This window comes from Haloarcula amylovorans, from assembly GCF_004681185.1.
Taxonomy (GTDB): Archaea; Halobacteriota; Halobacteria; order Halobacteriales; family Haloarculaceae; genus Haloarcula; species Haloarcula amylovorans.
This window is the reverse complement of sequence record NZ_SRIF01000007.1, coordinates 109066-133603: the sequence shown is the minus strand read 5'-3', so window position 1 is coordinate 133603 and position 24538 is coordinate 109066. Positions and strand designations below refer to the sequence as shown.

The window sequence follows — 24538 nt, the reverse complement described above, 5'->3', positions numbered from 1 at the left end:
CAAAGCAGCTTCTGGATGTGTTCTCATAGAGAAGACGATTGCCGTAACTCTGAGTCAGACACTTGTATCTGGGGCTGTGTGACAGACGTAAAAATGGTGTTGGCTGATTACCCAACACCTTTACGGTGTTGGGAGAAGAACCAACACATAGTAGATGGGCAGCGAGTTAACCTTCCAGTATACACACGTCGAAGCTGGCCTCGTCGAGAACGTCGTTATTCGCCGGACTGACGAAACCGAGACCTATCCCTCGGGCTGGAAGCACACGCTCCATCTAGGTACCCTAGAAGACTTGACGCTCGTTCGGTACGATAACGCGCACGAAGATACGAAAGGCCAAAACATCATACCGCAGCCGGTGACGCCGACGATGTAGAGTTTCCCGGAATGGAAGAGCGGCTTGTCGAGTTCTGGGCGATTGCTGACAAACACTGGGAGGCCGTCGATGGCGGACCAAACCGACCCTACTGACCACTGAATCAAACCCAATCTAACCATGACCACGCTCCACATCACTGTTGGCGACCGTGAACAGCTCCGAAACGACGCGATAGACTTCGTTCAAGCAGGCGAGGAGGGCACGCTCGATGACTCTGATGAAGCAGTAACACTGCAGTTCGGCAGTTACGACGATCTCATCGATAGTCTCACCCCATTGCGCTTGGATCTAATCCAGACCATTGCGGAACACGACCCTCAGAGCATGCGTGAGGCTGCCCGGCTCGTCGATCGTGATGTTTCCGACGTCCATGCTGACCTCAAGCATCTGGAGGTCCTCGGCATCCTTGACCTCGAAGAAGGTGGCCCTGGCGGGGCAATGCGTCCTGTTGTTCCGTTCGACCGTATCGAGATGCATATCGATTACCCACTCGTTGACGACCTCGATACCGATGATGTCTCGGCCAGTGCGTGATCCATACCGCTGGTTTTGAAGGTGTCAATAATGCACTCTCCACCGAACAGGCCGCGTCCCTCGGGGCTAGACTCCAAGTTAGTTCACCCGAAGCTCGCCTGGTGAGGGCGAAGCAACTGAATCAACCTTTCTCTCCACCTGCCGAGAGGAGACAAATCTCACCAAGCGATGCGAGCTGATGTTCAACGAGCAACTGTGATAGACCCGTGTAGTTCTCGAATTTCGTGCTGCATAGCGCCTCACCTCGGGACGGAGTCAAATTCCGATACTCGACAGCACTCAGTGATGCCTTTGTACTCGGTACCGCAGCGCATGTCGAGGGGATGCTTCTTGCCGGTGCCGACGACGTCACCGACGTCCCAATCACTCGGTTCCGTAACCAGCGTAGCGCACGCTATCGAGAACGACAGCCAGAAAATACTGAGGTTTCTCCTACTCCCGAACACCGAAATGTGGTAGCTGTGTCACTCAGCGTCGTAGCCCCACTCACGAAGCTTATCTGCGACATCTTCGAGGTGGCGGTCAAGGGCCACGATGACCGCAGCCTCTCGCAGGTCGGCTTTCTTGACTGTGTCATCGATCTCGATATCTCGACGAGCTGCCCGCTCTAAATCGAGTGTGGACTGCTGAAGGTGCAACTGGACAGTCTTTTCTCGACCGTCCGTAATCGAGGACCGGGAGTAGAGCCATGGCAGGCCGCCGCTAGTCGAGGACTCGGTCTCCGTCGATGTCGTCATGTCGTCATTAATAGAGTCGCGAGATACTGTCTCCTGTTGCTGGCGTTCATCGGCCTCCGCGGCTTCATCAGTCTCAGTATCGCTGCTGCCGAGTGGGTCGTCATCGCTTGCTCCTGATTTGAACCCAGTCATGCTGTCTCCTCCAGTGCGCCGGGTTCCGGTGGATTCGGTGCTTCGATGCCACCCTGTTCTTCAAGAAACCGGGCGAGGCGGTCAAGTTGTGCTAGCGTCTCCAACTCGTAGTCACGACGGCGGTCGCGATGCTCTTGGACATAATGAAATGCCGAGCACTGTCGTCGCCAACAGCCTTCCATCAGTGACGTTCTATCAGCGATGGTCTCTGGAACAGGGAATTCGATATCCTCGATCATCTCTCGCTGGTCGCTCGTGTTCTTGACGCCATTTGGAATAGCACCGAGGACACCGAGGTCAATATTCAACTGATCGGCGAAGTTGGTCGCGAGGTCCGCAAGTCCCTCGACGCTGGCCTGCCCCTTCCAGCTAGGCTCAACTGGAATGACGAGGTTCCTCGTCGCGTAGATCGCGTTGTAGAGGTGGTCGGACTCTGTTGCGGGAGGGTCGCAAATGAGGACATCGTACTTCCCACCTACGTCAGCGTCGCGCAGTACTCGTCGAAGTTGAGCGTAAATGTTGTATGCGTCGCCAAGGTCCTCAGCCTTGGACTGCTCGCGCGAAAGGTGGTTCGACAGATCTGAGAGCATGTTGTGCTCGGGGACGATATCGACGCCCTCCGCAGTTCGAACAAGTTCGTCGAACGGACCACGTGGACTATTGACCATGTGCCGAACAAGATTATCGGCACTGCTGTCTGCCCGGTTGTCATCAACACCGAGTAGTCTGGAGAGGTCACCGTCCTGTGGATCGAGTGGGACGACGAGAGGATTGAGGCCGCCGCGAGCATGCGCGACGGCGAGATTTGCAGCCAGTGATGTCTTTCCGACGCCGCCAGCTTCACTGTAGACCGTATAACTCAGCATAGAGACATCTGTGTCTTTCTAAGATAAGTATCTACGTCAGACAACTGTCCTACGACACTTGTCTAAGACACTAATCTAAGACAGTTGGCTAAGATAGTTATCTAAGAGCGTTAGGTATGCTAGGGCGTTATGTGATATTTGGGGCAGTATTGGCTCTATATCAGTCATTAATCGCGGAATCGACATCGACCATCCGAAACACGACTATCTTGCCCCACACGGCGGTCGCCGCGGGATGGGTGAAGTTCTCGTTCGTGCGTTTGGCTATACCGTTGCGGCTCGCTATCTCGACAATTCAGAGGAAATGGTACGAGAGCGGTACTCACATATCGAAGCCGGGGAATTAGGAGATGTTGCGACAGAAGCCCTTGCTGAAGTCGATTCTGACGTATAAGTGGCGGATGAAGTAACTATTTGACTTTCGCTTTGCTATCGCCTCGCTCGCTACCACGCACGTATCGAGAACAGCATAGGACTAACGATCTTCTCTTTCCCATCGATGTTGACAGCGATATCACAGAGACCGAGGCGGTGGAGTGCTGCTGGACAATGTTCTCGCATATGCGAGCGAGTCTGCCGAGTCCACAATCGCTCACGCCCGATACAATATCGGGTGTGGTACAGCTGGCTGGTCAAGTGCTGTGTCACTACAGCTAATCCAACAAACGGTGAAAGGCTTGGTTCTCCTATTCCGCGCTTCGCTGACTGCCCCGCCAGAAGGTGTGACAGCGGTCAATCCGCCTGATAACGGTCTGGAACTACTTTTCGATGTGGTTCCGGATATGGTAGTCGAGCCGACCGCTCAATTCCTGGCGGGCAAGGGCTGTCAGATAGTCGCCAGCATCCACGAGAAGCTCTGTATCGTCGACAGTATGTTTCTCAGTGAATCGGTGAAGAAACGCCGCGTGGGGTCAGTCCCCCGGCGGCTGAATACGCTGCAAAGCCTTAGTTGTGCAAGTGTTGAGCCAACTTACCCAGCCCCCAAGCGAACGCCGACGTCGAGACCTGTGCCGGTCGGCGGGCTAGTTATTTACCCTCGGATTACTACCGTAGGGTATGAGCGGAGAGTGTCACTATTGCCACGGGTTAGTCTCGGGTTCGGAACGGGACCATATCATCCTCAACCAACACGGCAACCACGAGGTGTACCTCCACGAACAGTGCGCTGACGGACACAACCTGATAGAGTCGGTCGGATCCTCGTCCGGCGACGTGGAGATCGTCTGCCCGGAGTGTGGCGCGGTCGAGACACAATAGTGTTCAACGAACCTCGTCGTATCGGGACACTAAGACGTCGTGGAACAGCCATTCGGACCGGTGGCCGAACGTCGACTAGGATAAGCCGACCTCAACGCAAGACTGAAGGCTCGCTGCCTTGACTGTGTTGTACAGCAACATCGCGATGGTGAGAGGCCCGACGCCACCGGGTACAGGCGTGATGGCGCCTGCCTTCTCCCGACAGCTCTCGAAGTCCACGTCGCCGACGAGCTCGTAGCCCTTGTTGTTGTCAGCGTCGACGCGATTGATGCCCACGTCGATGACCGTCGCTCCTTCCTGAATCATGTCGCCGTCTATCATCTCGGGGACGCCGGCCGCCGCGATGACGATGTCTGCGTTCCGGGTCTTCTCGGCGAGGTTCTGAGTCCGGGAGTGGCACACCGTCGTCGTTGCATTGCCGCCCTCACCGTACTGGACGAGAAGGTTGACCATCGGCTTGCCGACGATATCCGACCGTCCGACCACAACTGCGTCCTTGCCCTCCGTCCCGATGCCCTCAGCGGCCAGTATCTTCTGGACACCGTGAGGAGTACAGGGTTTGAACCGGGCGTTTCCGGCAACCAACCGGCCGACGTTCTCGGGGTGGAATCCGTCGACGTCTTTCTTCGAGTCGATACGCTGGAGAACCTCACGCTTGTCGACGTGGTCCGGGACCGGCAACTGGACGAGGATGCCGTGGACCGTCGGGTCAGCGTTCAGCTCATCGATGCGTTCAAACAGTACTTCCGCGGGTTCGTCCGGGTCGATTTCGTGGTGGAAGCCGTTTATACCCGTCTCCTCGCAGGCCTGCTGTTTCATCGAGACGTACGTCTCGCTGGCCCCGTCGTCGCTCATCAACACCGTTGCGAGGCCCGGACGCACGTCCGATTCTGCGAGAGTATTTGTATACGCACTCACCTCGGCTCGAACCTGGTCCGCGATTTCGTTTCCGTCGATTATCGTAGTCATAGTGATGTCACTGTCGTGGGTGGCGGTGTCGGTCACCATACACTGCTCAATCGAATTGGGACCGACACCAGTCGACCCTGACTGTGTGGCCACCGCACTCGCTCACCAACTCAGTCCGCTACGATATAACCGCGGATGGGGAATAGTCCACCCGTTGAAATACCATCCGATGTTCGTACAGAGATCGGCCCGATATGTTCCCCAACAAACATCGTTTCGGTCGAATTCCCCGGCCACGCAAAGTTTTTATCGGACTCTGTGTATGGTGTTACACAACCACACCGAGGGTCGCATATCGGCCCTCGTGGAGGCCCTAGTACCAGATGAGTGATATACGAACCGTCACGGAGCAAGCTATGTTCGTCGAGACGGCCGCGGCGGCACCACAGGGTGCCCGCGTGCCGGTCGAAGTACGTATCACCGTCTCTGACCCGTTCGATGCCTATCGGCGCGCACGAACGGATGAGGGGAACGGCGTCTATCTCGAGACAACTGGTGGCCAGCCCGGGTGGGGGTACTTCGCTGTCGACCCGGTCGAACGAGTCGAAGTCGGGTCCGACGAGACAGCGGATGGGGACGCCAGCCGGTCTATTGAGGCCATCGATGCCGTCCTTGAACGGGAGGAACTCGTCCGAGGTGATTGTGACGTGCCCTACCCCTGCGGCGCGTTCGGGTGGCTCTCTTACGACGTGGCTCGCGAAATCGAAGACATCCCAGAGACGACCGTCGCCGACGGTCTCCCACGACTCCAGCTCGGCGTCTTCGACTGCGTCGCTGCGTGGGAAGAACCCCACAACGGCGATGCCACGCTTCGCGTGACCGCCTGCCCGGTAGTTGACGGCACCACCGAGGCGGCCTACGAGATGGGCGTCAAACGGGCGACGGCGCTCGCCGAGTCCGCCCTCCACGGCGACCCGCATGTCCAGTCGGAGCCCACCGCGAGCAGACAGGCCACCTTCGAGAGCGAGTGCGGCGAGGCAGCCTACGCCGACCGCGTCAGGAAAATCAAGCAGTACGTCCGCGACGGCGACACGTTTCAGACCAACGTCTCTCACCGACTGACGGCACCGGCGGCGGTCCATCCCGTCGAGACGTTTGACGCCGTCCGCTGCGTGAATCCGGCCCCGTACTCCGGTTTGTTGGAGTTCCCAGGCGTCGACCTCGTGAGTGCCAGCCCCGAACTCCTGTTGGACGTCGACGGTGACCGACTCCTGACTGAACCCATCGCCGGCACGCGGCCCCGGGGCGACACACCCGAGGCGGACGACGAATTGGAATGTGACCTCACGACCGACGAGAAAGAGCGGGCCGAACACGCGATGCTTGTGGACCTCGAACGGAACGACCTCGGGAAGGTCTGCGAGTACGGCAGGGTCGACGTGGCCGAGTACCGCCGCGTCGACCGCTACTCCGAGGTGATGCATCTCGTCTCACTGGTCGAAGGACAACGGCGTGAGGACGTGAGCATCGCCGACGCCGTCGCGGCCGTGTTTCCGGGTGGGACCATCACGGGTGCACCCAAACCGCGCACAATGGAGATAATCGACGAGGTGGAGACGACCCGTCGCGGTCCCTACACTGGGAGCATCAGCGTCTTCGGATTCGACGACCGGGCGACGCTCAACATCACCATCCGGACGCTGGTCCACCATGAGGGTGAGTACCGGCTGCGCGTCGGCGGCGGTGTCGTACACGACTCGGTGCCGGCAGAGGAGTATCAAGAGACGCTCGATAAGGCCCGTGCACTCGTCAACGCCGTAGACGAGGCGCTCGGCGAGCAAGGATCGTTTGTGGTTGAGTCGACGTCCGACCCCATGGAGGGGATTCGATGATACTCATCGTCGACAACTACGACTCGTTCGCGTACAACCTCGTCCAGTACGTCGGCGAATTCGACGACGTTGAGGTGAGACGCAATGACGCCATCGACGTAGCCGGTATCCGCGAACTCGGCCCCGACGGCATCGTCGTCTCGCCTGGTCCGGGCACGCCGGCCGACGCGGGCGTCTCCATCGATGTCTTCGCCGAAACGGATTACCCCGCGCTTGGCGTCTGTCTGGGACATCAGGCATTGTGTGCGGCCCACGGCGCGGCGGTCGGACACGCTCCGGAGGTTGTCCACGGTAAGCCTTCGGAGGTCCGACACGACCACACGGGCCTCTACGAAGGCGTTGACGACCCCTTTGAAGTCGGCCGGTACCACTCGTTGGCCGTCGAGGACTGCGACCTACCCGATGAACTCGTGGAGACGGCCCATACGGACGACGAACAGCGCGTTGTGATGGGCGTCCAGCACACCGACCGACCGCACGTGGGCGTGCAGTTCCACCCCGAGAGCATTCTCACCGACGCCGGCAAGCGGATAGTCGAGAACTTCTGTACGAACGTCGCGGACGTCTGACCCACAGGTCGCTTCTCGTCGGTTGGGTCATCGGTGAGGACGTTTGCCCCGTCCGTCTGGAGGTCGGCGGCCGTGTCCGCGTTGGCGGTCACGAGACACTCGGATGTCGCACACGTGGGGGTACAGGGATGAAATCGGCCGTCTGTCCGGCCTCAGCACGATGGTCGCGTGGGGGGTTCTAGATAATCTTCGGCAACGTCGCTTCGAACACGATTTACCTAGTGGTGTCGGCATTCTTCTCGTACGCCACAGCGGCCGTCGTCGCCGGCTTCTAGTGTCACCTCTGACGCGTCGCTTGTGGTCACAAACAAGTGTTATTGAACTCCGGATTGGCGGACGTTGCGGCTGCCGTCGGCGTTGTCTCGACGTTCATTAGCGTCTCCGTCGGGTCGACGGCCGGCGTCTCGAGCACCGGCGGGATGTACTTCGTCACCGTGGCGGTCATCAGCACCGTCATCCTGGGCGAACCGGTGTCTGCCCAGAAAGTCACGGGCATTGGATTGCCGTCGACCGCAATCGTCGTCATCAACCAGTAGCCACGATTCGCCACAACCGATCGTTTCGCTGACGTGATGTGGCACTAACGGGCCACTCAACCGGGATTTAAGAGATGGGCCCGGCAATGAGCGATTATGAAGCGCACAATCAGTACCGACGATGCGCCGGCGGCGGTCGGCGCGTACAGTCAGGCGACGACTAATGGCGACATCCTCATCACAGCGGGTCAACTGCCGCTAACTAATGACGGCGAACTACTGGACGACGAGTCCGTCGCCGACCAGACCGAACAGTGCATGGAGAACGTCGAAGCCATCCTCGAATCCGAAGGCCTCTCTATGGACGACCTGCTCAAGACGACGGTGTTCCTGGACGATATCGACGACTTCGACGAGTTCAACGAGGCCTACAGCGAGTTCTTCGACGAGGGCCCACCAGCCCGGAGTGCCGTCGGCGCGGGCGCCGTACCGAAGGGCGCTGCCGTCGAGATAGAGGCTATCGCGACGACAAACTGACGTCAGCCGCCGTTTTCGTCATCCGTTTTGCTGGTCCGATCAGCCATTCGGCTGACCCGTTGCTACAATCGGAACACGTGTAGACGACGACCGAGGAGGCGGTCCGAGGAGATATCCGACCTCTCGGAAACTATTGAGGTGATAACGTTGACCGCTGCGACAATCGCGTCCACAGACGAGGAGACCACGGACACGGGACGGGATGGGCAGGAGACAGCCAACGAGGCTTTCGACGAACTCGACGCTATCAGGGGACAGATCGATACGGCTATGCTGGCGCTGAACACGAACATCGAGGCCGCGCGTGCGGGCGGTGACCGAACCGCTGTTGACGGAGAGAGATTGCCGTCGTCGTCGACGGGGTGAATTCTCTCGCCGAGCAGACCGAACGGACCGCCGGCGAGATGGTGGGTCAACGCGTCGAAGAGCGGACCGAAACTGTAGAGACAGCGTTTCACGTGGACGAGGAGTTCCCGCTGACGCTGACGTCTAGGCGTGTGCTGTACCACTGGCACTTAGGCCAGATTACGCGCCGCATCGAGGGGCTGAGCAGCCATGTTGATGAGAGCTTCGTCGAAATTAACCTGGAGACGGCAGAGCAGTTGGGCGTCATCGACGGCGAGTACGCTCGTGTTGAGTCTCGGCGGGGCTTTATCGCCGTGAAGGCGCAACCCCCAAGCGTGTGGGACTGGGGACGCTCTTCATCCTGATGCACTTCGCGGCTGGCGCGGTGAACAAACTCACCGGGGAGACCTTTGACCCAACAGTGGGTATCTCCAAAAAACATGTCTAACGTCCGTCTGGAACCGCTCGGACCAGAGACTGACGAGACGGTGCTGCGGACGCCGGGGGTGTGGCCAGCGACGACTGAGGCCGGGCAGTCCATTCTCACGAAACTTCAGTTCTAACTTATGTGGTAGTTCAAACTTTCTGACTATATTTTCACAGTGTTATCGTTGTTACGCACACCGGCCACGAGCCGATTTCGCCTCCGCCGACAGTAGATTTATACGCTGGATTCTGTTTGTCCGACGTAATGGATTCGCAGGAACAGAAAGCCGAGTTCCAGTACGATACTGGTAGCGAGACGACCGGTCCGATGGCCGGATTCGACGAACAGAAGGCACGTGAGGGCACGCGACTGCTCCTTGAGGCGGTCGGACGCAATCCCGACGAAGCGGGTATCTACGACACGTGGAACCGTCGCGTCCCAGAGATGCTGGAGACACTGACCGAGGGAACGCGTCACGAAGCGAAGCCCGTAATGCGGACGTTCGAAGCGGAGACGGACAGTCTAGTGATCAAAACCGGAATCCCGCTCCACAGCATGTGTGAACACCACATGCTTCCGTTTGAGGGCATTGCCCACGTCGCGTACCGACCGGACGAGGAGATGGTCGGCCTCTCGAAACTCATCCGCTACGTTCGGTGGCAATCACGCCAGTTGACCACGCAAGAGGCGCTGACACACGACCTCGCAACGGGCCTCGTCGACGAACTTAGTGCCCGCGGGGTAGCTGTGGAACTAACGGCGACGCATATGTGTGAAGTAATGCGCGGCGTGGAGACATCGACGGAAACGACGACGAGAGAGCAGACAGGGACATTCAGCGAGTCGGACCACGACCAGTTCCGTGAAGCCATTCGGCGCCACGGCATTACGCGGGACGGCCACTGACCCCGTCCAGCGAATCCGCTGATAGTCCGTTTTACACGACAAGTTAGTGTTCCATCATCTCGTCCGTACCGAGCACATAGATGCATTGTGAGGTGGGGGCTTCAACCAGAAAGCAGGTAGTTCTCTGTACCGTCGTAATGATATCAGTACATATGACAAGTTCAGAATAGGATGTGTTCGCGACCAGTCAGTTCGCTCGTCGGATCTGGCAGCCGACGCGACGAGATCTCTCTCCCGTCGTGGGGCCGCGTCACTCCTAGCGTAGATACTCGACGACTGTCTCTGGATCGGCGTCGAGGCCACCACCCTGAGCGAGCGTCGGTTGGCCGCCGCCGCCACCGCCGAACTCGCCAGTCACGTCGTCTATGACCGCGTTGGCGTCCGTCTCGCCGTCCGTGCCGACGACCACGAACGTCGATCCGTCTCGCCCGGTGAGAACGACCACGTCTCCGGCGTCCTCGTTGAGCGCTCCCACGCGGTTGGCAACGGTGTTTGGTCCCACACTGTCAACAGTGCCAACCAGCCATTCTTGCCCGTCTCTGGTCGTCGTGTCGGCCGCCAGCGAGGAAATGCGTGCATCCAGCAGTCGTTTGTGCAGTTCGTCCACGTCGGCCTGTAGCGACTTCTTTTCCTCCAGTAGCTCTCGTGATCGCTGTGCGAGGTCCTCGACACTCGTATCGAGCATGTCGGCGGCGCGAGAGACGCTCCGCCGCCGGTCTATTTGATGCTGAATCGCCGACGGCCCGACGGCGTACTCGACGCGGACGAGGTCCGCACCCGGGTTCGAGACGTCGATGACTTCGATGGAACCGATTTCGTTCGTGTTCCGGACATGGGTGCCGCCACAGGCTGAGATGTCCCAGTCATCGATTTCCACGATACGGACGCTGTCGGCTGGGTCGGCGTCTCCGAGGTTGAATACGATGTCGTCGTCGTCGCGCGCCTCCTCGGTGTCCATTTCGTACCACTCCACCGAGCGGCCGTCCCAGACGGCCTCGTTGGCCATGCGCTGGAACGTGAGCGCGTTCACCCCGTCGGCGTCGGTGTCGGCGTAGAAATCGAGGCGGATGTTGTCCTCACCGATGTCGAACCCGCCATAGCCGTGGCTATCGAACAGTTTCCGGCCGACACCGTAGACAACGTGACTCGCGGTGTGGGCCCGCATGCTGTAGGTCCGGAACTGCTCATCTATCTCACCGCTGACCGTCGCGCCTACTTCGATATCGGGTGCTTCGGCAAGCGTGTGGACCGTCTCGCCATTGTGTTTCTGGACGTCGACGACGCTGATGCCGGATAGAGTGCCTCTGTCGGCCGGTTGGCCGCCACCCTCGGCGTAGAAATACGTCTGATTCAGCGTCACGTCACAGCCGTCGACGGAGCGCACCGTCGCGTCGAACAACGTCACGTAGGGCTGCTCGCTCGCGAGGTTGGCTGTCGCTTCCACAGTCATACCGTGCATCTCACAGTCCGTGCCAATAAATCACTCGTTCAAGGTCGTTCCGTTGGACGGCGATAGCTTTAATCAGGGTGAAGCCCACCACATGTGCTATGGAGTATCACGAGGCCGCCGACTACCTGCAGTCACTACAGCGTCGTCGGCCCAAACTGGGCACGGAGACGACGGCGCGGATGCTCTCACACTTGGGGACTCCACAGGTATCCGTCGACTGCGTCCAGATAGCGGGGTCGAACGGCAAGGGGAGTACCGCCCGTATGCTGGAGAGTGTCCTTCGGACTGCCGGTCTGGATGTCGGGCTGTTCACGTCGCCGGCACTGAACGACTTCCGCGAACAGGTCAGAGTCAACGGTCGGAAGGTTCCGAAAACGCGAGTTACCGAGTTCGTCGAGCGAATCGATCCCTGCATCGAGCGATTGCGGGCAGACGACGACATGCCCACCCACTTTGAAGTCCTCACCGCCCTCGCGCTGTTCCACTTTGGTGCCGAGGACGTCGACGTCGCCGTTCTTGAAGTCGGTATCGGCGGCCGGTACGACGCGACCAGCGCCGTCAACCCCGTCGCGAGCGCCGTCACGAGCGTCAGTCTGGAGCATACGGACTTACTTGGCGACACCGTCGAGGAGATCGCCCGTGACAAAGTACAGGTCGCACCCATAGACGCACCTCTCGTGACCGGCACCACGGGTGCTGCTCTCAACGCCGTGCGCTCTGAGACGGACGTGATCACTGTGGATACGGACGGTGCGGACGTCACCGCCGTCGAGAATGGGATGCGCTCGGCCGTCGAAAACAAAGTGTCGATAACCAGCCCCGACTGGGCAGTAGAGACGAACCTCAAATTGTTGGGCGAACATCAGGCGACGAATGCCGGTATCGCGGCGACGCTCGCCCGACAGGTCGCGTCGGTCGACGAACAGACGATTGCGGACGGCCTCCGGTGTGCGACGTGGCCCGGCCGGTTCGAAGTACGCTCGACAGACCCACTGGTCGTCCTCGATGGGTCGCACAACCCCAGTGCGATAGCAACGCTCAACGATCTACTCTCACGGTATGACTACGACGACCTGCATCTTGTCTTCGCGGCGATGGACATGAAGGACATCGAAGGGATGGTCGCCGAACTCCCGCACGTCGATACCGTCTTCGTCACCCAACCGAAGGTTGACCGGGCCGCCGACGTCGAGATGCTCGGCCAGGCCTTCGACGGCAATGCCGACGTTCTCCGGCGCGTCGAGTCAGTTCCAGAAGCGACGGAGCAGGCGTTAACCGCTGCGGATGCATTCGACTGCGTACTCGTCGCTGGATCGCTGTACGCCGTCGCGGAGGCACGGGACCACTGGACGCGGACCGTCGTCCCGAAAGGCGGCGGCGCGCCGACAGTGGAGTGGCCCGCTGACGGGACGATGGGGCCGACCGACGAGGATGTGGCTACGCGCGTTCTCTCAACCACACTGCGACACGAACAGGCCACAGTCGTCGGCGAGCGTATAGAAAACATCGGCGGCACGTGCGTGCGTACCGAGCGCGGTGCGCCGGAAAAGTTAGTCTCGACGACGCTCTCAGGGACGCCCTCACAATTACGAGCCCTCACACAGGCTCTCGAAGACGAGGGGTACGGACTCGGTCATTTCGCCGACCAACTGGAGTCGGCGCTGGACGGTCCTTCGTCGCTCGAAGCAATCGACACCGAGGGTACTGCAGTGATGGGTATTCTGAACGTCACCCCAGACAGTTTCCACGACGGCGGTAAGTACAACCGTCTCGACACGGCAGTCGAACGCACCGAGGAGATGGTCGCCGCCGGTGCGGACATCGTTGACGTGGGCGGAGAGAGCACCCGGCCTGGCGCCGACCCAGTCCCGGTGAGCGAAGAGATAGACCGCGTGGTCCCGGTCATCGAAGCGCTCTCGTCGCTGGGCGTCCCTATCTCTGTCGACACCCGGAAAGCAGCCGTCGCAGACGCCGCACTGAACGCTGGTGCTGACATCGTGAACGACGTCTCGGGCCTCTCGGACCCGGAGATGCGCTTCGTCGTTGCCGACCACGACGCCTCACTGGTTCTCATGCACAGTCTTTCGGCACCCGTCGACCTGGACCGGACGGCGACGTACGATGACGTAGTCGTCGACGTCGTCTCCGACCTGCGAGAGCAAGTGCTTCTCGCAGAACAGGCGGGCATCGACCGAGAGCAGATTATTGTCGACCCGGGCTGTGGGTTCGGCAAGGACGCCGCTGAATCGTTCGCGTTGGTCAACCGTCTCGCAGAGCTACGGGCGCTCGGTTGTCCCGTGATGGTCGGCCACTCCCGGAAGTCGATGTTCGAGAGGGTCGATTGTCACAGCGGGGGCCGTCTACCTCCGACTATTGCCGTGACCACGATGGCAGCTGAACGGAGCGCCGACGTGGTCCGTGTCCACGACGTTAGGGAGAACGCGGCGGCTGTTCGAACCGTCTCAGCAGCGAACGACGTATAGTGGATCTCGAACGGATGCCTTCGAGAGCCAGCCCTCAGGCCGGAGCCGACCGACAGATTTTCACACCATCGTGAAACTGAGCGCCACGCCAACAGCCGACGTGTGGCCGCCACTCCTGCTTTCACGGGACTATCTTCGATAGCGTCCCTGCAGGCATTCGACCCGACGATGGTCACCGGCGTATCCCCATTGTTCTGGGTCACAACGTCGTTTCTCCTGGCGGTGCTGTTTGGCGGCGCCGTCATCTATCGTGACGGCGGCCGACTCGACGGCTTCTTCAATTCCTCCACCCCGACGTATGGAATTAACATAGGTTCGTGTATACCCTATGGTGCAATCGTACTTCCCCGACTGCGCAGAGGTAATTTCACACGAAATCCAACAGTATTTGACGTATACTTCGAAGGAAAAACGGGACGAACACTATCACACTTCGAAAAACGGAGAGACCAGTGCCCTATCAGACCGCCCTAGCTATATCTTCGACGGGATAGCCAGTCTCGCGGATGGCTTCCACGATGGAATTGGCGTGTTCCTGGCCGCTGGTCTCGACATTGAACACGAGATACGCCTCGCCGACATCTAAATCCTCGACGGAGCGCTCGTGACGCACGTCGTGGATGTTCGCGCCTTGGTCGGCGATAGTCCCCGAGATATCTTCCATGGCGCCGGGTCGATCGTCGATACGGACCCAAAGGCGCAGAAGTTGCCGACGCTCGGTAAGCGCGTGGATGAGTACCGTCCGGAGTTGTGTCATGTCGAGGTTCCCGCCACAGAGCAGTGGCATCACCGTCTCGTCGGTGACATCGAGGTCGTCACCCAGAATGGCGGCGACGGAGGCGGCCGCCGCGCCCTCCACGACCTGTTTAGCACGCTCCATCAACAGGAGGATGGCCCGTGAGATTTCGGTGTCAGTAACGGTCACCACGTCGTCGACGTTTTGCTGGATGATACTTAGGGTCGTCTCGGAGATGCCGCCAGTTGCGATGCCGTCTGCGATGGTATCGACCTCGTCAAGCGTCACAGGCATCCCCTTGTCGATACTCTCGTGGACCGTCTCGGCACCGGTCGCCTGTACGCCGACGACTCGCGTCTCTGGCGAGAGATGCTTGATGGCCGTCGAGACACCGCTGATGAGGCCGCCGCCGCCGATTGGCACCACGACGGTATCCATGTTGGGGTAGTCTTGGTACATCTCGGCACCAAGGGTCCCCTGTCCGGCGATGATGTCCGTGTCGTCGTACGCGTGGACGAAGGCGGCGTCGCTCTCCTTGACGGCCGACTGTGCATGGGCCATTGTCTCCTGGAAGTCCTTGCCGACGAGTTTGACCGTCGCGCCGTAGTCGCGTGTGGCGTCGACCTTCGCCTGTGGGGCGTTGACCGGCATGAAGATGGTCGAGTCGGCACCACACTTTGTCGCCGCGAGGGCGACGCCCTGTGCGTGATTGCCCGCACTCGCGGCGACGAACTCGTCGACGCCCTCTTCGACGTCCTGTGAAATCTTGTTGTACGCGCCTCTGGTCTTGAACGACCCCGTCCACTGGAGGTGTTCCATCTTCAGGTACACCTCGCCGCCGACGAACTTGTCGAGCGATGAACTCCGTTCGACTGGCGTTTTCTTGACGACGGTGTCGTCGTCGAGGCGTTCGCGCGCCCGCTCGATGTCGGCGTAGGTGACGGGCAGCTCTGCGGATTCTGACGTTGTCATGGGTGTGTGTGTATCAGGATTATCCCTGGTTGGTCGTGGAACGATACCGGTGACGGCTCATCTGAGTATCTTCTCCCGGCCGGGGTCGAACAGCGGTTCGTCTCGGACCGTCGCGTCGTATGTCTCACCTTCGCAGAGTACCTGCACCGACGTACCGGCCTCGGCATACTCGCTCGGGACGTACGTGTAGGCGATGGACTCGCCGATGGTGTACCCGTAGTTGCTGGCCTGCACGTAGCCGATAGCCTCGTCGTCCTTGAGAACGGGACGCCCAGAGAGCATGATATCCGACGAATCGTCGAGGGTGAGTGGCGTGATGTGGTTATCGATGCCGTCGGCCTTTGCCGATTCGAGCGCTTCCTTTCCGATGTAGTCGGTGTCCATGTCAACGGCGAAGGGGAGTTCGGCCTCAAACGGGTTCGAGTCGGTGTCGATGTCCGTGCCCCAGAGTCGGAAGCCCTTCTCCAGTCGCATCGAACTGAGAGCGCCGCCGCCCATCGGACGGACGTCAAGGTCCTGTCCGGCCTCCCAGAGTGTCTCCCAGAGGCGTTGACCGTACTCCGTGGGCGTCCACAGCTCCCAGCCAAGTTCACCCACGTAGGAGACGCGCAGGGCGATGACCGGCACCTCGCCGATGTACATCCGCTTCGCGCTGAAGTACGAGAAGCCATTATCGGTCACGTCGGCATCGGTACATCGCTGGAGCAGGAGACGCGACTTCGGCCCCCAGAGACCGATTGTCGACTTCGCGCCTTCTTCGATGTGGACCGAGACAGTCTCGGGTGCGTGTTCTTCGAGCCACCCGCCGTGGATGCCCGGCGAGTTGCCGCCACCGGTGGTGACCATGTACTCTTCGTCGTCGAGGCGCACGACGGTGATGTCAGCGAGGATACCGCCACCCTCGTTCAGTAGCAGCGAATAGCGGACCTGCCCAACGTCGATGTCCATGTCGTTGCTACAGACCTGCTGGAGGAACTCGCCGCTCCCCTCACCTGAGACCATGATGGAACTGAACGTGGTCATGTCGAACATCGACACTTTCTCGCGAGTGTGAAGGTGCTCCGCGGCCTCGATTGGCGAGCGGTTGATGCCCTGCCAGCCGTCCTGTTCGGGAATCTGGTCCTCGTACTCGTCGACGAGGTCCTCGTTATACTCGTAGTACTGCGGGGACTCCCAGCCGCCGCTCTGGTAGAACTCGGCGCCCAGTTCCTTCTCCTGATGGTAGAACGGGCTGGTGCGCAGGCGGCGGTGGTCGTCGGGTTGCCAGCGCGGTTCGACGATGCTATACACCTGCTCGTAGCGCTTCGCCCCCCGGTCGACGAAGTAATCCTTCTCACCTGCGTGGGGTTCGAATCTCCGGACGTGGATGCCACCGGTATCGACTGGTCCGGACGGGAGGCGGGGTGTGCCGTTTTCCATCCACTCTGCGAGGATGCGGCCATATCCGCCGGAGTGGGTCCACCAGATGGCTAGCGCCGTCCAGAGATTGTCGACTTGGGCCGTCTCGCCGACGGCGGGCATCCCATCAGGCGTGAATACGAAGATGCCGTTCTCGGTGACCTCGTAGTCTAGATCCTGGCTCGCAGGGAGCAGTTCGTCGAAGGCCTGCTTTGCAGACTTGTCGCGGTTGCGGTGGGTCGGTTGAGTCCAGTGTTCCTCGGTGAACCCACGGACCGACGCCTGTCGTTCCTCGGAGTTCTTGCCCATCTCTTCAGGATCCACGGACAGGGTCTCGTGGTTGTACGACCCCATCCCCAGCGAGTCGCCGTGGGTACGGAAGTACAATGAATGGTCCTGGTCGCGACCGACCGGACGGTGCGGCGCTTCACTCATGTACTCCGCGATGGAGCGCTCGCCGGGCACATCCAGTCCCGTCGTGTTGTCTCCGACAGAGAAGCCAGCGTCAGACAGTTCCTCCATCGGTTCGGTGACGACGTACTGGTGTTCGACAGGCGCGATTGGCAGGTCCAGCCCTGCCATCTGCCCGGTCTGGTAGCCCCAGTTGTTCGTGGCGATGACACAGCGGCCACAGTCGATGCGGCCCTTGTCAGTCTCGACGGTCTGTATCTCGCCACCGGAAACATCCAGGTCGGTAACCTCGATGTTACCGTAGAAGTCCGCCGAGGATTCGCTTATGTACCACTGCAGAGCCGAGATGCCGTCGACGCGGCCGTCAGTTGGCGAGTAGTAGCCACCGAGAATCTCGTCTTCGTTCACCAGTGGGAGGTGCTCGGTGACCTCTTCGGGCGAGAGGAGCTGTGGCTCCGGCAGTCCGTAGGATACCGCCCACTCCTTGCGGCGTCGGAGGAAGTCCATCCTCTCCTCACTTCGCGCGAGTTCGATGCCACCGACCTCGTTGTACACGCCGGCGTCCGAGAGCAACCGACTCGTGTAGTGAGCCGCCTTTGTCTGAATCTTCGACGGCGACGTCTGGAAGATGATGCCGGGCGCGTGGACGGACGACCCGCCTGTGACCGGCAAGGGGCCTTGGTCGATGACTGTCACATCCTCTGCGCCGAGTTCGGTCAGATGATATGCAACACTACACCCGACGGCACCGGCACCGATGACGACGGTGTTTGCCTGTGATGGTGGGTCCTCTGTGCTCATGTATCTCGTCTCTGAGTCCTTCTGTCACTATCTTAAATACACCGACGGTGAGAATGGCCCTGTTTCGTGAAGTAGCCACAGAAGTATAGAGAGTATCGAAATCGACAATTTTGGGATTTTGGACGTTCCGGCCGGGAGAATGAGACTCTCGAGCGTATTGCGTGAACCACAGTATGACAGTAGAACGATACGATTAGGAGCGGCGCTAAGGACGGGCCTGTCAGGAGACGAGTGGCTCCTCGCGGACCGTCGCGTCGTAGCGCTCGCCCTCGTAGAGAACCTCTACTGAGGTGCCAGGCTCGGCGTATTCCGGCGGCAGGTAAGTATAGGCGACGCAGGCGCCCTCGGAGTACCCGTACTCGGCGCTGTGGAGGTAGCCCAGTACCTCGTCACCGTCGAGTACCGGTCGGCTGTCTAACACGACCGCCTCGGGATCGTCCAGCGTCAGACAGGCGACTTTGTGGTCAATGTTGTTGCCGTCGGCGGCTGCGGTGACGGCTTCCTTGCCGATGAAGTCGGTCTCTAGATCGACGGCCCAGCCGAGACCAGCCTCGTAGGGATTGTGTTCAGTGTGTAGGTCCTCGCCCCACAGGCGGAAGCCCTTCTCGATGCGGAGGGCATCGAGCGCACCGTTTCCGTACGGTCGGATGTCGTACTCTTCGCCGGCCTCCATGATGTGCTCCCAGAGCCGTTCGCCGTACTCGGAGGGCGTGTACAGCTCCCACCCGAGTTCACCGGCGTAGGAGACACGCAATGCGGTCACGGGCACGTTCTTCACGAAGAACTGCTGGCTGGTGAAGAATGGGAAGGCATTGTCCGAGAGGTCGACGTCGGTGACCTTCGACAGCACCTTCCGGGCGTTCGGTCCCGTACAGACCATCGCGGCGAGGCTCGAGGTGACATCGTTGACGAGGACGCTGTCGGGGGACTGTTCTTTGACCCACGCGACGTGGTTGTTCCCTACTTCACGGCCCGTAGTCAGGAGGAGGTACCGGTCCTCATCCGTGCGCGTAACGGTGATGTCGGCGCGGACGCCGCCGCCTTCGTTGCACATGAGGGTATACTTCACTTCGCCAACATTGATGTCCATATCGTTTGTACAGAGATACTGGACGAACTCGCCGGCGTCCTCGCCGACGACCTCCATTTTGTTGAAGGAGGTCATATCGTGCAAGCCGACGTTCTCGCGGACGTTCAACGCCTCGGCGCCCTCGATAGGCGACCAGTACTTGCCTTCCCAGCCATCACGGTCGGGAATCTGGTCACCGTACTTCGCTAACAGGTCGGCGTTGTCTTCGAACCACTGGGGTTCCTCCCAGCCGGCCTCGGCCCACAGTTCCGCGTCCCACTCCTTGTGCGAGTGGTACATCGGTGTCCTCCGGATGTCGCGCTGCTTGCCCGTCCACACCCACTTAGGGTGCATGATGTTGTAGACGATGCGATACTCCTCGCCACCGATATCACGGGCAAAGTCCCAACTGCCCTCGTGTTCGTCGAAGCGATTTACATCGCAGTGCGCGAGGTCGATTGGCCCTTCAGGGAGGCGCGGCACACCGTTTTCCATCCATTCGGCCAGGGCCTTCCCTGCACCGCCTGCGTGGGTGACCCAGATGGCCGCCGCTGTCCAGAGGCCGTCGTATTCTTGAACCGGTCCCATGATCGGGAGGCCGTTTGGCGACTCCGCGAACATCCCGTTGTACTTGTGTTCGAGGTTCTTGTCGTTCGTCGACGGAAGGAGTTCGTTGCTGGCTTGTCGCGGCGCCTTGTCCAGCCGGTCCGGGTGCGTCGCGGTGTTCATGTGGTAATCCGTGAACTCGTGGACAGACCCCTGCTCGCCGTCTGGGTCGTTGCTGCCGAGTTCCTGTGGGTCGGGGACGATTGACTCGTGGTTGTACGAGCCGATACCGTAGGCGTCTCCGTGAGTCCGGTAGTACATCGCGTTATCTTGATCCCGGAGAATCGGACGGTCCGGGCCGACGAGTAAGCGCTTGGCCTTCTCACCGGAGACGTTCTCATAGTTCTCGAACAGCGGATGGTCCGTGATGTCAACGGCGCTCTCCGCAAGTTCGTTAAGTGACTCCGTCACCGTGTACTGGTGTTCGACGGGCGTCACCGGCAGGTGGACGCCGAGTCTCTCGCCGAGTTGCCGGGCCCAGATGTTCGTCGCGATGGCCATTTCGTCACAGCTGATGGTGCCGTGTTCCGTGACGACGCCCTCGATGGAGGTTCCCTCGGTCACCACGCCTTCGGTGCGCGTGTGGGGGACGAACGTCGCGCCGTTGTCCATCGCTTCCCGGGCCAGCGCGTCACAGGCCACCACGCCGGACACTTGTCCGTCCGTCGGCGAATAGTAGCCACCTAGAATTTCGTCTTCGTTCACCAGTGGGAGGTGGTCCGTGATTTCCTGGGGAGAGAGAAGTTGTGGGTCCTTGATGCCCCACGCTTCGGCGTGTTCGACGCGGCGCTGGAGAAAGTCCATTCGCTCCTCACTCCGGGCGACTTCGATGCCGCCGACCTCTTTGTACGCCTGTTCACCGTCGGCACCCTCGAGTTCGGAGTACAACTGACGGCTGTAGTCCGCGAACTGACTGAGTACCTTCGACTCGGCCGTTTGGAACATAATCCCCGGCGCGTGCGTCGAGGATCCACCCGTAGTCGGCATTGGGCCTTGGTCGACAACGACGACGTCGTCGCGACCAAGTTCCGTTAGCTGATACGCCAGATTACAGCCGACGATGCCGGCACCGACGATGACGGTGCCAGCCTCGGACGGCAGGCTGTCTTTCGTCTCCATATGCTGGTTCGAAAGTGACTCTGGCGGTCAAATATAGTTATCCCCTTTCCCCTGATGGTTTTCAAATAGTCACTTCACTATCTGGTATAGGTTCTTGACTTCATAGTGATAGTGTTGTGAAACATTGTGGAGGGACGGTTTGACGTCCTCGACTGATGCCCCACACCCATCAGTGTATACGGCGGATTAAGCGCCAGAGCGTCTCGAATGGTTGCCTTTCCGCGTAGGTGCCGTTCGCAAGTGATGACAATCCTTTTGCCCCTCTCGTGTGCCTTCTCACCTGCATGGTCGACTCCATCGCGCTGGAGACAGCGACAGAACTGATAGCAGCTGCAGAGTCAAAGGCCGAAGAGATAGAGAATCCGATGGTCATCACCGTGGCCAACAGCGAGGGCAACCTCGTCGCTCAGCACCGGATGGACGGTGCGTGGCTCGCGTCGGTGAGCATCTCCCGGAACAAGGCGTACACGTCCGCGGCACTGGAGACGCCGACCCACGAACTGGCCGAACCGTCTGAACCCGGGAACTCGCTGTACGGGCTTCAGACCACGGATGAGGGACGAATTGTCATCTTCGGCGGGGGGTACCCGCTCGAACGCGACGGCGATATTGTCGGCACCATCGGCGTCTCCGGTGGCGCCGTCTCACAGGACCGGGAAGTAGCAGAGGCAGGCGTCGAACGGTGGAACGAACTCACAAAGTGACGAACCGCTAGTCGTCCCGTGGACCCGGCTTACGCTCTTCGACGGCGTCGAGCAGGTCCGTGAGGGCGTCCGCAGCCGCAGTCAGCAGATTCTCACCCAGTTTGGCGCTCCCCTCAAGGGGGTTGCCGACCACTCCGTTTTCGGTGAACTCGGCGGAGTCGAACGCGAGGTTGACGCGACCCTGCCAGTTGCCCCAGCGCTCGCTCCCCTCTTCGGCGGCAGTCTCTAGTCGGTCTTCGTGTACTGTCTCGGGGTTCGCGTACTGGAGGAGTGATGTCTCGAGCGGGCCGCCGTGGCCCATGTCGGAACTGTGTTCACCCACCTCGTCGAACCACGTGAAAGGTACCGCGTATGCCTCGTCGTGTCTCGAAATCCGACCCGCAACCTCCCGAAGCGCCGCGATGTTGCCGCCATGACCGTTGACTAGGACCACGTGGTCCCATCCATGGTGGGCCAAACTCTCCACAACGTCCCTGAGGTAGGCCCGGAACGTCGACTCGGAGGTCCAGAGTGTCCCCGTGAAGGCGCGGTGTTCTTCAGCGACGCCGACCGGAACCGCGGGTGCGACGACCACCTCACCGTCGTACTCCTCGGCGGCGCGTTCGGCTACCTCCTCCGCGTTGAGAGTGTCCGTCCCCAGTGGCGCGTGCGGCCCGTGTTGCTCCGTACTCCCGACCGGGAGGAGGGCCAGATTCGTCTCGACATCGTTGAGGTCTGTCCACGTCTCTGTTGTGATGTGCATACGCGCACCCTCTGTTCGGACTCGAATAAAGGCTCCTACTCCCGGTATTTTTTTCCACTCGCGCCGCAGTGGCGACGTATGGAGTACGAGTCTGTCACGCATACTACGAGCGACCGTCGTCTCGATCGCCTCCCCTCGGGAAGCGACGTGTCGGTGACCGTCCACCGGTACGTCGGTGGCCCCGGCCCGGCCATCTATGTACAAGGTGCCCAGCATGGCATCGAACTCAATGGCCCGGCGGCACTACGGCGTCTCCACGAGCGATTGGTGGACGCCGACATCGCGGGCACCGTCGTCGTCGTCCCGGTAGTGAACCCGCTAGCGTTCGACCACCGGTCGTACATGACCCCCGCGGAGTACGACGTGATGAACCCGAACCTGAATCGCGTCTGGCCAGGTGACGACGGCGGGAGTCTGCAGGAGCGACTGGTCGCCCGATTGTGGGACCTCGTAGGTGACGCCGACGCCGCTATCGACCTTCACACGGGCACTGCGGATATGCTCGAACATGTCCGCTATCGGGAGGGCGAACCCGAGGCCGAGACGCTCGCGGAGGCGTTCGAGACGGAGTATCTAATCGTCGACGACGAAACGCCTGCGGACGACGAGTTTAGCGGGACGTTCCGGACAGCCGCCGCACGCGCGGATATCCCGGCGATTACCGTCGAACTAGCCAACAGCAGAACCGTCACGCACTCGGCCATTGACACCGGCGTGGCTGGCGTCGAGAATGTCCTCCGTGAACTCGGTATCCTTCCGGACGATCCGGCCCGGCCGCCAAACCAGACGCGACTCCGGAACGACGGAGCTACCATCAGAGCCGAAGATTCCGGCCTGTTCGAACTTCAGCCGGACCTCTCGGTCGGAGACCACCTCAGTCCCGGCGAGACACTGGGAACTGTTTACTCCCCCTCGACGTTTGAACGACTCCAGACGGTCACCACCGACGACGGTGGCGTCGCCTACTCGCTGGCCCGCGAGGCCGTGGTCGTCGCGGGCGAGCGAATCGCCGGTGTCGCGACGCTGGTGTGACTGTGTTCCAGTCGGCGCCGGACCAGCCTTGCCCACAGGTGTAAGATAGCCAAGGCCGTATTCGAGGTATATATATATATATGTAAATTAGTTACCACTTACACATCGTTATACTTCACAAAGTGACATCGATAACCAATAACATGGGTCTACAAACTTCGTTCGACGTCCTCGCCGATATAGTCGAACAGTGCGAGTCGCGTGGTAGGGCCGTCCGACAGGTCGAAGCGATGACAATCGACGGCGATAGCGGGTCACTGTAGGTGTCGATGGAAATTCCGGTGTCGCTGTGTGCAGTATCCGGTGACGGCGTCCATGGCGAGCTCACCCCGGAGACGGCCACCCTGACCGACAATGGCGGGCTACTGGTCGAGTTCTCGACCTCCGCCTTCGCTTCGCTCCCGTCGACCGCCGCGGCCTCTATTTCGACGAGCGAAGAGGCCATACGTGTCGAGGACGGCAGTATCGTTCTAGAAGTGGAATTGACTATCGACCCGTCCGATGGCGAGACGACGTCTGAGACTGGTGCGGACGTAGACGTCGCTCCCGACTCACGGACCTCGGACCCATCGGCACCGAGTCGGCTGAGACAGAGGAGGAATCCGTTGAACGACCCCGTCGTCTGCGGATGCCGAGACGAGTCGGTCTCGGACGAACTCGCGGAGGTCCGTGATGACGAGGTTCCGCCGTACGAGGACACAGCGGACCTCCAGCGTCTCTACGAGACCTGCGCAAACTTTATCGAGATGAGCAAACGAATCGGATGGACATATTTTCCGAGACGGTCCGGCGCTATATGATAGAGACGAGCGTCCACGACCCGACCACCTACGATACGTCGACGTCCACCGAGGTGACAGAAAAAGACGCTAACGACTCGAACGTGATGACAGACGTCGACCCTGCTACGACGGCGACTACTACCGACGACCCAGTGGAGACGATTCCCAACGAGCAACTCGTCACCGACGGCCTCCCCGAGAACGTCCAGTTAGAGGACGTCGCCGACACCGTCGTCGATTCAGCGACCATCTACGAGGTCCAGCGAC

General features: G+C 60.3%; 20 protein-coding genes and 4 pseudogenes. 15 read left to right on the top strand and 9 right to left on the bottom strand.

Annotation, left to right across the window (positions count from 1 at the left end):
• Window positions 1-154: 154 nt before the first annotated feature.
• Both E4S61_RS19630 and E4S61_RS19625 read left to right on the top strand, forming a co-directional pair.
• A pseudogene (locus tag E4S61_RS19630) lies at window positions 155-471 on the top strand (toxin-antitoxin system TumE family protein).
• A gap of 25 nt (window positions 472-496) precedes the next feature.
• Entirely contained in the window at window positions 497-913 is a 417-nt protein-coding gene (locus E4S61_RS19625; RefSeq protein WP_135305622.1) for an HVO_A0114 family putative DNA-binding protein, read from the top strand.
• 464 nt (window positions 914-1377) lie between these two features.
• Here E4S61_RS19625 and E4S61_RS19615 read toward each other — a convergent pair whose 3' ends face one another.
• Both E4S61_RS19615 and E4S61_RS19610 read right to left on the bottom strand, forming a co-directional pair.
• Window positions 1378-1782 (bottom strand): hypothetical protein, encoded by a 405-nt coding sequence (locus E4S61_RS19615; RefSeq protein ID WP_135305621.1) that lies wholly within the window; start codon window positions 1780-1782, stop codon window positions 1378-1380.
• Window positions 1779-2648, bottom strand: a complete 870-nt coding sequence (locus E4S61_RS19610; RefSeq protein ID WP_135305620.1) for a ParA family protein — start codon at window positions 2646-2648, stop codon at window positions 1779-1781. The genes E4S61_RS19615 and E4S61_RS19610 overlap by 4 nt, the downstream gene beginning before the upstream one ends.
• 178 nt (window positions 2649-2826) lie before the next feature.
• Here E4S61_RS19610 and E4S61_RS26335 point away from each other — a divergent pair.
• Window positions 2827-3042 (top strand): annotated as a pseudogene (locus tag E4S61_RS26335) (site-specific integrase); the annotation flags it as partial.
• A 298-nt stretch (window positions 3043-3340) separates the two neighbouring features.
• Here E4S61_RS26335 and E4S61_RS19600 read toward each other — a convergent pair.
• Window positions 3341-3582: pseudogene (locus E4S61_RS19600) on the bottom strand (IS6 family transposase); the annotation flags it as partial.
• A 122-nt stretch (window positions 3583-3704) separates the two neighbouring features.
• On the opposite strand from E4S61_RS19600, the gene E4S61_RS19595 reads away from it, so the two are divergent.
• A complete protein-coding gene (locus tag E4S61_RS19595) occupies window positions 3705-3905 on the top strand; it encodes a hypothetical protein (RefSeq protein WP_135305619.1) in 201 nt (66 codons plus the stop codon).
• A 75-nt stretch (window positions 3906-3980) separates the two neighbouring features.
• Here E4S61_RS19595 and E4S61_RS19590 read toward each other — a convergent pair whose 3' ends face one another.
• Complete coding sequence (locus E4S61_RS19590) at window positions 3981-4874, bottom strand: bifunctional methylenetetrahydrofolate dehydrogenase/methenyltetrahydrofolate cyclohydrolase (RefSeq protein WP_135305663.1); 894 nt, start codon at window positions 4872-4874, stop codon at window positions 3981-3983.
• A 323-nt stretch (window positions 4875-5197) separates the two neighbouring features.
• Between E4S61_RS19590 and E4S61_RS19585 the strand changes: the two genes are divergently transcribed.
• The 7 genes and pseudogenes from E4S61_RS19585 to folE all read left to right on the top strand — a co-directional run bounded on the left by E4S61_RS19585 (window position 5198) and on the right by folE (window position 9966).
• On the top strand, window positions 5198-6706 hold the full coding sequence (locus E4S61_RS19585; protein ID WP_135305618.1) for an anthranilate synthase component I family protein: 1509 nt from the start codon (window positions 5198-5200) through the stop codon (window positions 6704-6706).
• A complete protein-coding gene (locus E4S61_RS19580) occupies window positions 6703-7275 on the top strand; it encodes an anthranilate synthase component II (RefSeq protein WP_135305617.1) in 573 nt (190 codons plus the stop codon). The genes E4S61_RS19585 and E4S61_RS19580 overlap by 4 nt, the downstream gene beginning before the upstream one ends.
• 311 nt (window positions 7276-7586) lie before the next feature.
• Entirely contained in the window at window positions 7587-7811 is a 225-nt protein-coding gene (locus tag E4S61_RS26330) for a hypothetical protein (RefSeq protein ID WP_245180868.1), read from the top strand.
• A 96-nt stretch (window positions 7812-7907) separates the two neighbouring features.
• On the top strand, window positions 7908-8288 hold the full coding sequence (locus tag E4S61_RS19570) for a Rid family detoxifying hydrolase (protein ID WP_135305616.1): 381 nt from the start codon (window positions 7908-7910) through the stop codon (window positions 8286-8288).
• Window positions 8289-8435: 147 nt separating this feature from the next.
• Window positions 8436-8654 (top strand): methyl-accepting chemotaxis domain-containing protein, encoded by a 219-nt coding sequence (locus E4S61_RS19565; RefSeq protein WP_135305615.1) that lies wholly within the window; start codon window positions 8436-8438, stop codon window positions 8652-8654.
• A 95-nt stretch (window positions 8655-8749) separates the two neighbouring features.
• Window positions 8750-9196 (top strand): annotated as a pseudogene (locus tag E4S61_RS26835) (molybdopterin dinucleotide binding domain-containing protein); the annotation flags it as partial.
• Between the two features lie 128 nt (window positions 9197-9324).
• The gene (folE, locus tag E4S61_RS19555; RefSeq protein WP_135305614.1) at window positions 9325-9966 is read left to right on the top strand and encodes a GTP cyclohydrolase I; all 642 of its coding nucleotides are present in this window, start codon (window positions 9325-9327) and stop codon (window positions 9964-9966) included.
• Window positions 9967-10222: 256 nt separating this feature from the next.
• Here folE and E4S61_RS19550 read toward each other — a convergent pair whose 3' ends face one another.
• Window positions 10223-11416 (bottom strand): alanyl-tRNA editing protein, encoded by a 1194-nt coding sequence (locus E4S61_RS19550; protein WP_135305613.1) that lies wholly within the window; start codon window positions 11414-11416, stop codon window positions 10223-10225.
• Between the two features lie 98 nt (window positions 11417-11514).
• Between E4S61_RS19550 and folP the strand changes: the two genes are divergently transcribed.
• The gene (folP, locus tag E4S61_RS19545) at window positions 11515-13899 is read left to right on the top strand and encodes a dihydropteroate synthase (protein WP_135305612.1); all 2385 of its coding nucleotides are present in this window, start codon (window positions 11515-11517) and stop codon (window positions 13897-13899) included.
• A 460-nt stretch (window positions 13900-14359) separates the two neighbouring features.
• On the opposite strand, the gene ilvA is transcribed toward folP, so the two are convergent.
• From ilvA to E4S61_RS19530, 3 genes are all read right to left on the bottom strand, one after another.
• Complete coding sequence (ilvA, locus tag E4S61_RS19540) at window positions 14360-15607, bottom strand: threonine ammonia-lyase (protein WP_135305611.1); 1248 nt, start codon at window positions 15605-15607, stop codon at window positions 14360-14362.
• A gap of 57 nt (window positions 15608-15664) precedes the next feature.
• Window positions 15665-18217, bottom strand: a complete 2553-nt coding sequence (locus E4S61_RS19535) for a GcvT family protein (protein ID WP_135305610.1) — start codon at window positions 18215-18217, stop codon at window positions 15665-15667.
• 220 nt (window positions 18218-18437) lie between these two features.
• Window positions 18438-21011 (bottom strand): GcvT family protein, encoded by a 2574-nt coding sequence (locus E4S61_RS19530; RefSeq protein ID WP_135305609.1) that lies wholly within the window; start codon window positions 21009-21011, stop codon window positions 18438-18440.
• A gap of 284 nt (window positions 21012-21295) precedes the next feature.
• Between E4S61_RS19530 and E4S61_RS19525 the strand changes: the two genes are divergently transcribed.
• Entirely contained in the window at window positions 21296-21715 is a 420-nt protein-coding gene (locus tag E4S61_RS19525) for a GlcG/HbpS family heme-binding protein (RefSeq protein WP_135305608.1), read from the top strand.
• A 7-nt stretch (window positions 21716-21722) separates the two neighbouring features.
• On the opposite strand, the gene E4S61_RS19520 is transcribed toward E4S61_RS19525, so the two are convergent.
• On the bottom strand, window positions 21723-22457 hold the full coding sequence (locus E4S61_RS19520) for a creatininase family protein (protein WP_135305607.1): 735 nt from the start codon (window positions 22455-22457) through the stop codon (window positions 21723-21725).
• A gap of 78 nt (window positions 22458-22535) precedes the next feature.
• Between E4S61_RS19520 and E4S61_RS19515 the strand changes: the two genes are divergently transcribed.
• Both E4S61_RS19515 and E4S61_RS19510 read left to right on the top strand, forming a co-directional pair.
• On the top strand, window positions 22536-23489 hold the full coding sequence (locus E4S61_RS19515) for a succinylglutamate desuccinylase/aspartoacylase family protein (protein ID WP_135305606.1): 954 nt from the start codon (window positions 22536-22538) through the stop codon (window positions 23487-23489).
• Window positions 23490-23758: 269 nt separating this feature from the next.
• Window positions 23759-24289: a hypothetical protein gene (locus E4S61_RS19510; protein WP_135305605.1), complete on the top strand. Its 531-nt coding sequence runs from the start codon at window positions 23759-23761 to the stop codon at window positions 24287-24289.
• Window positions 24290-24538 lie beyond the last annotated feature (249 nt).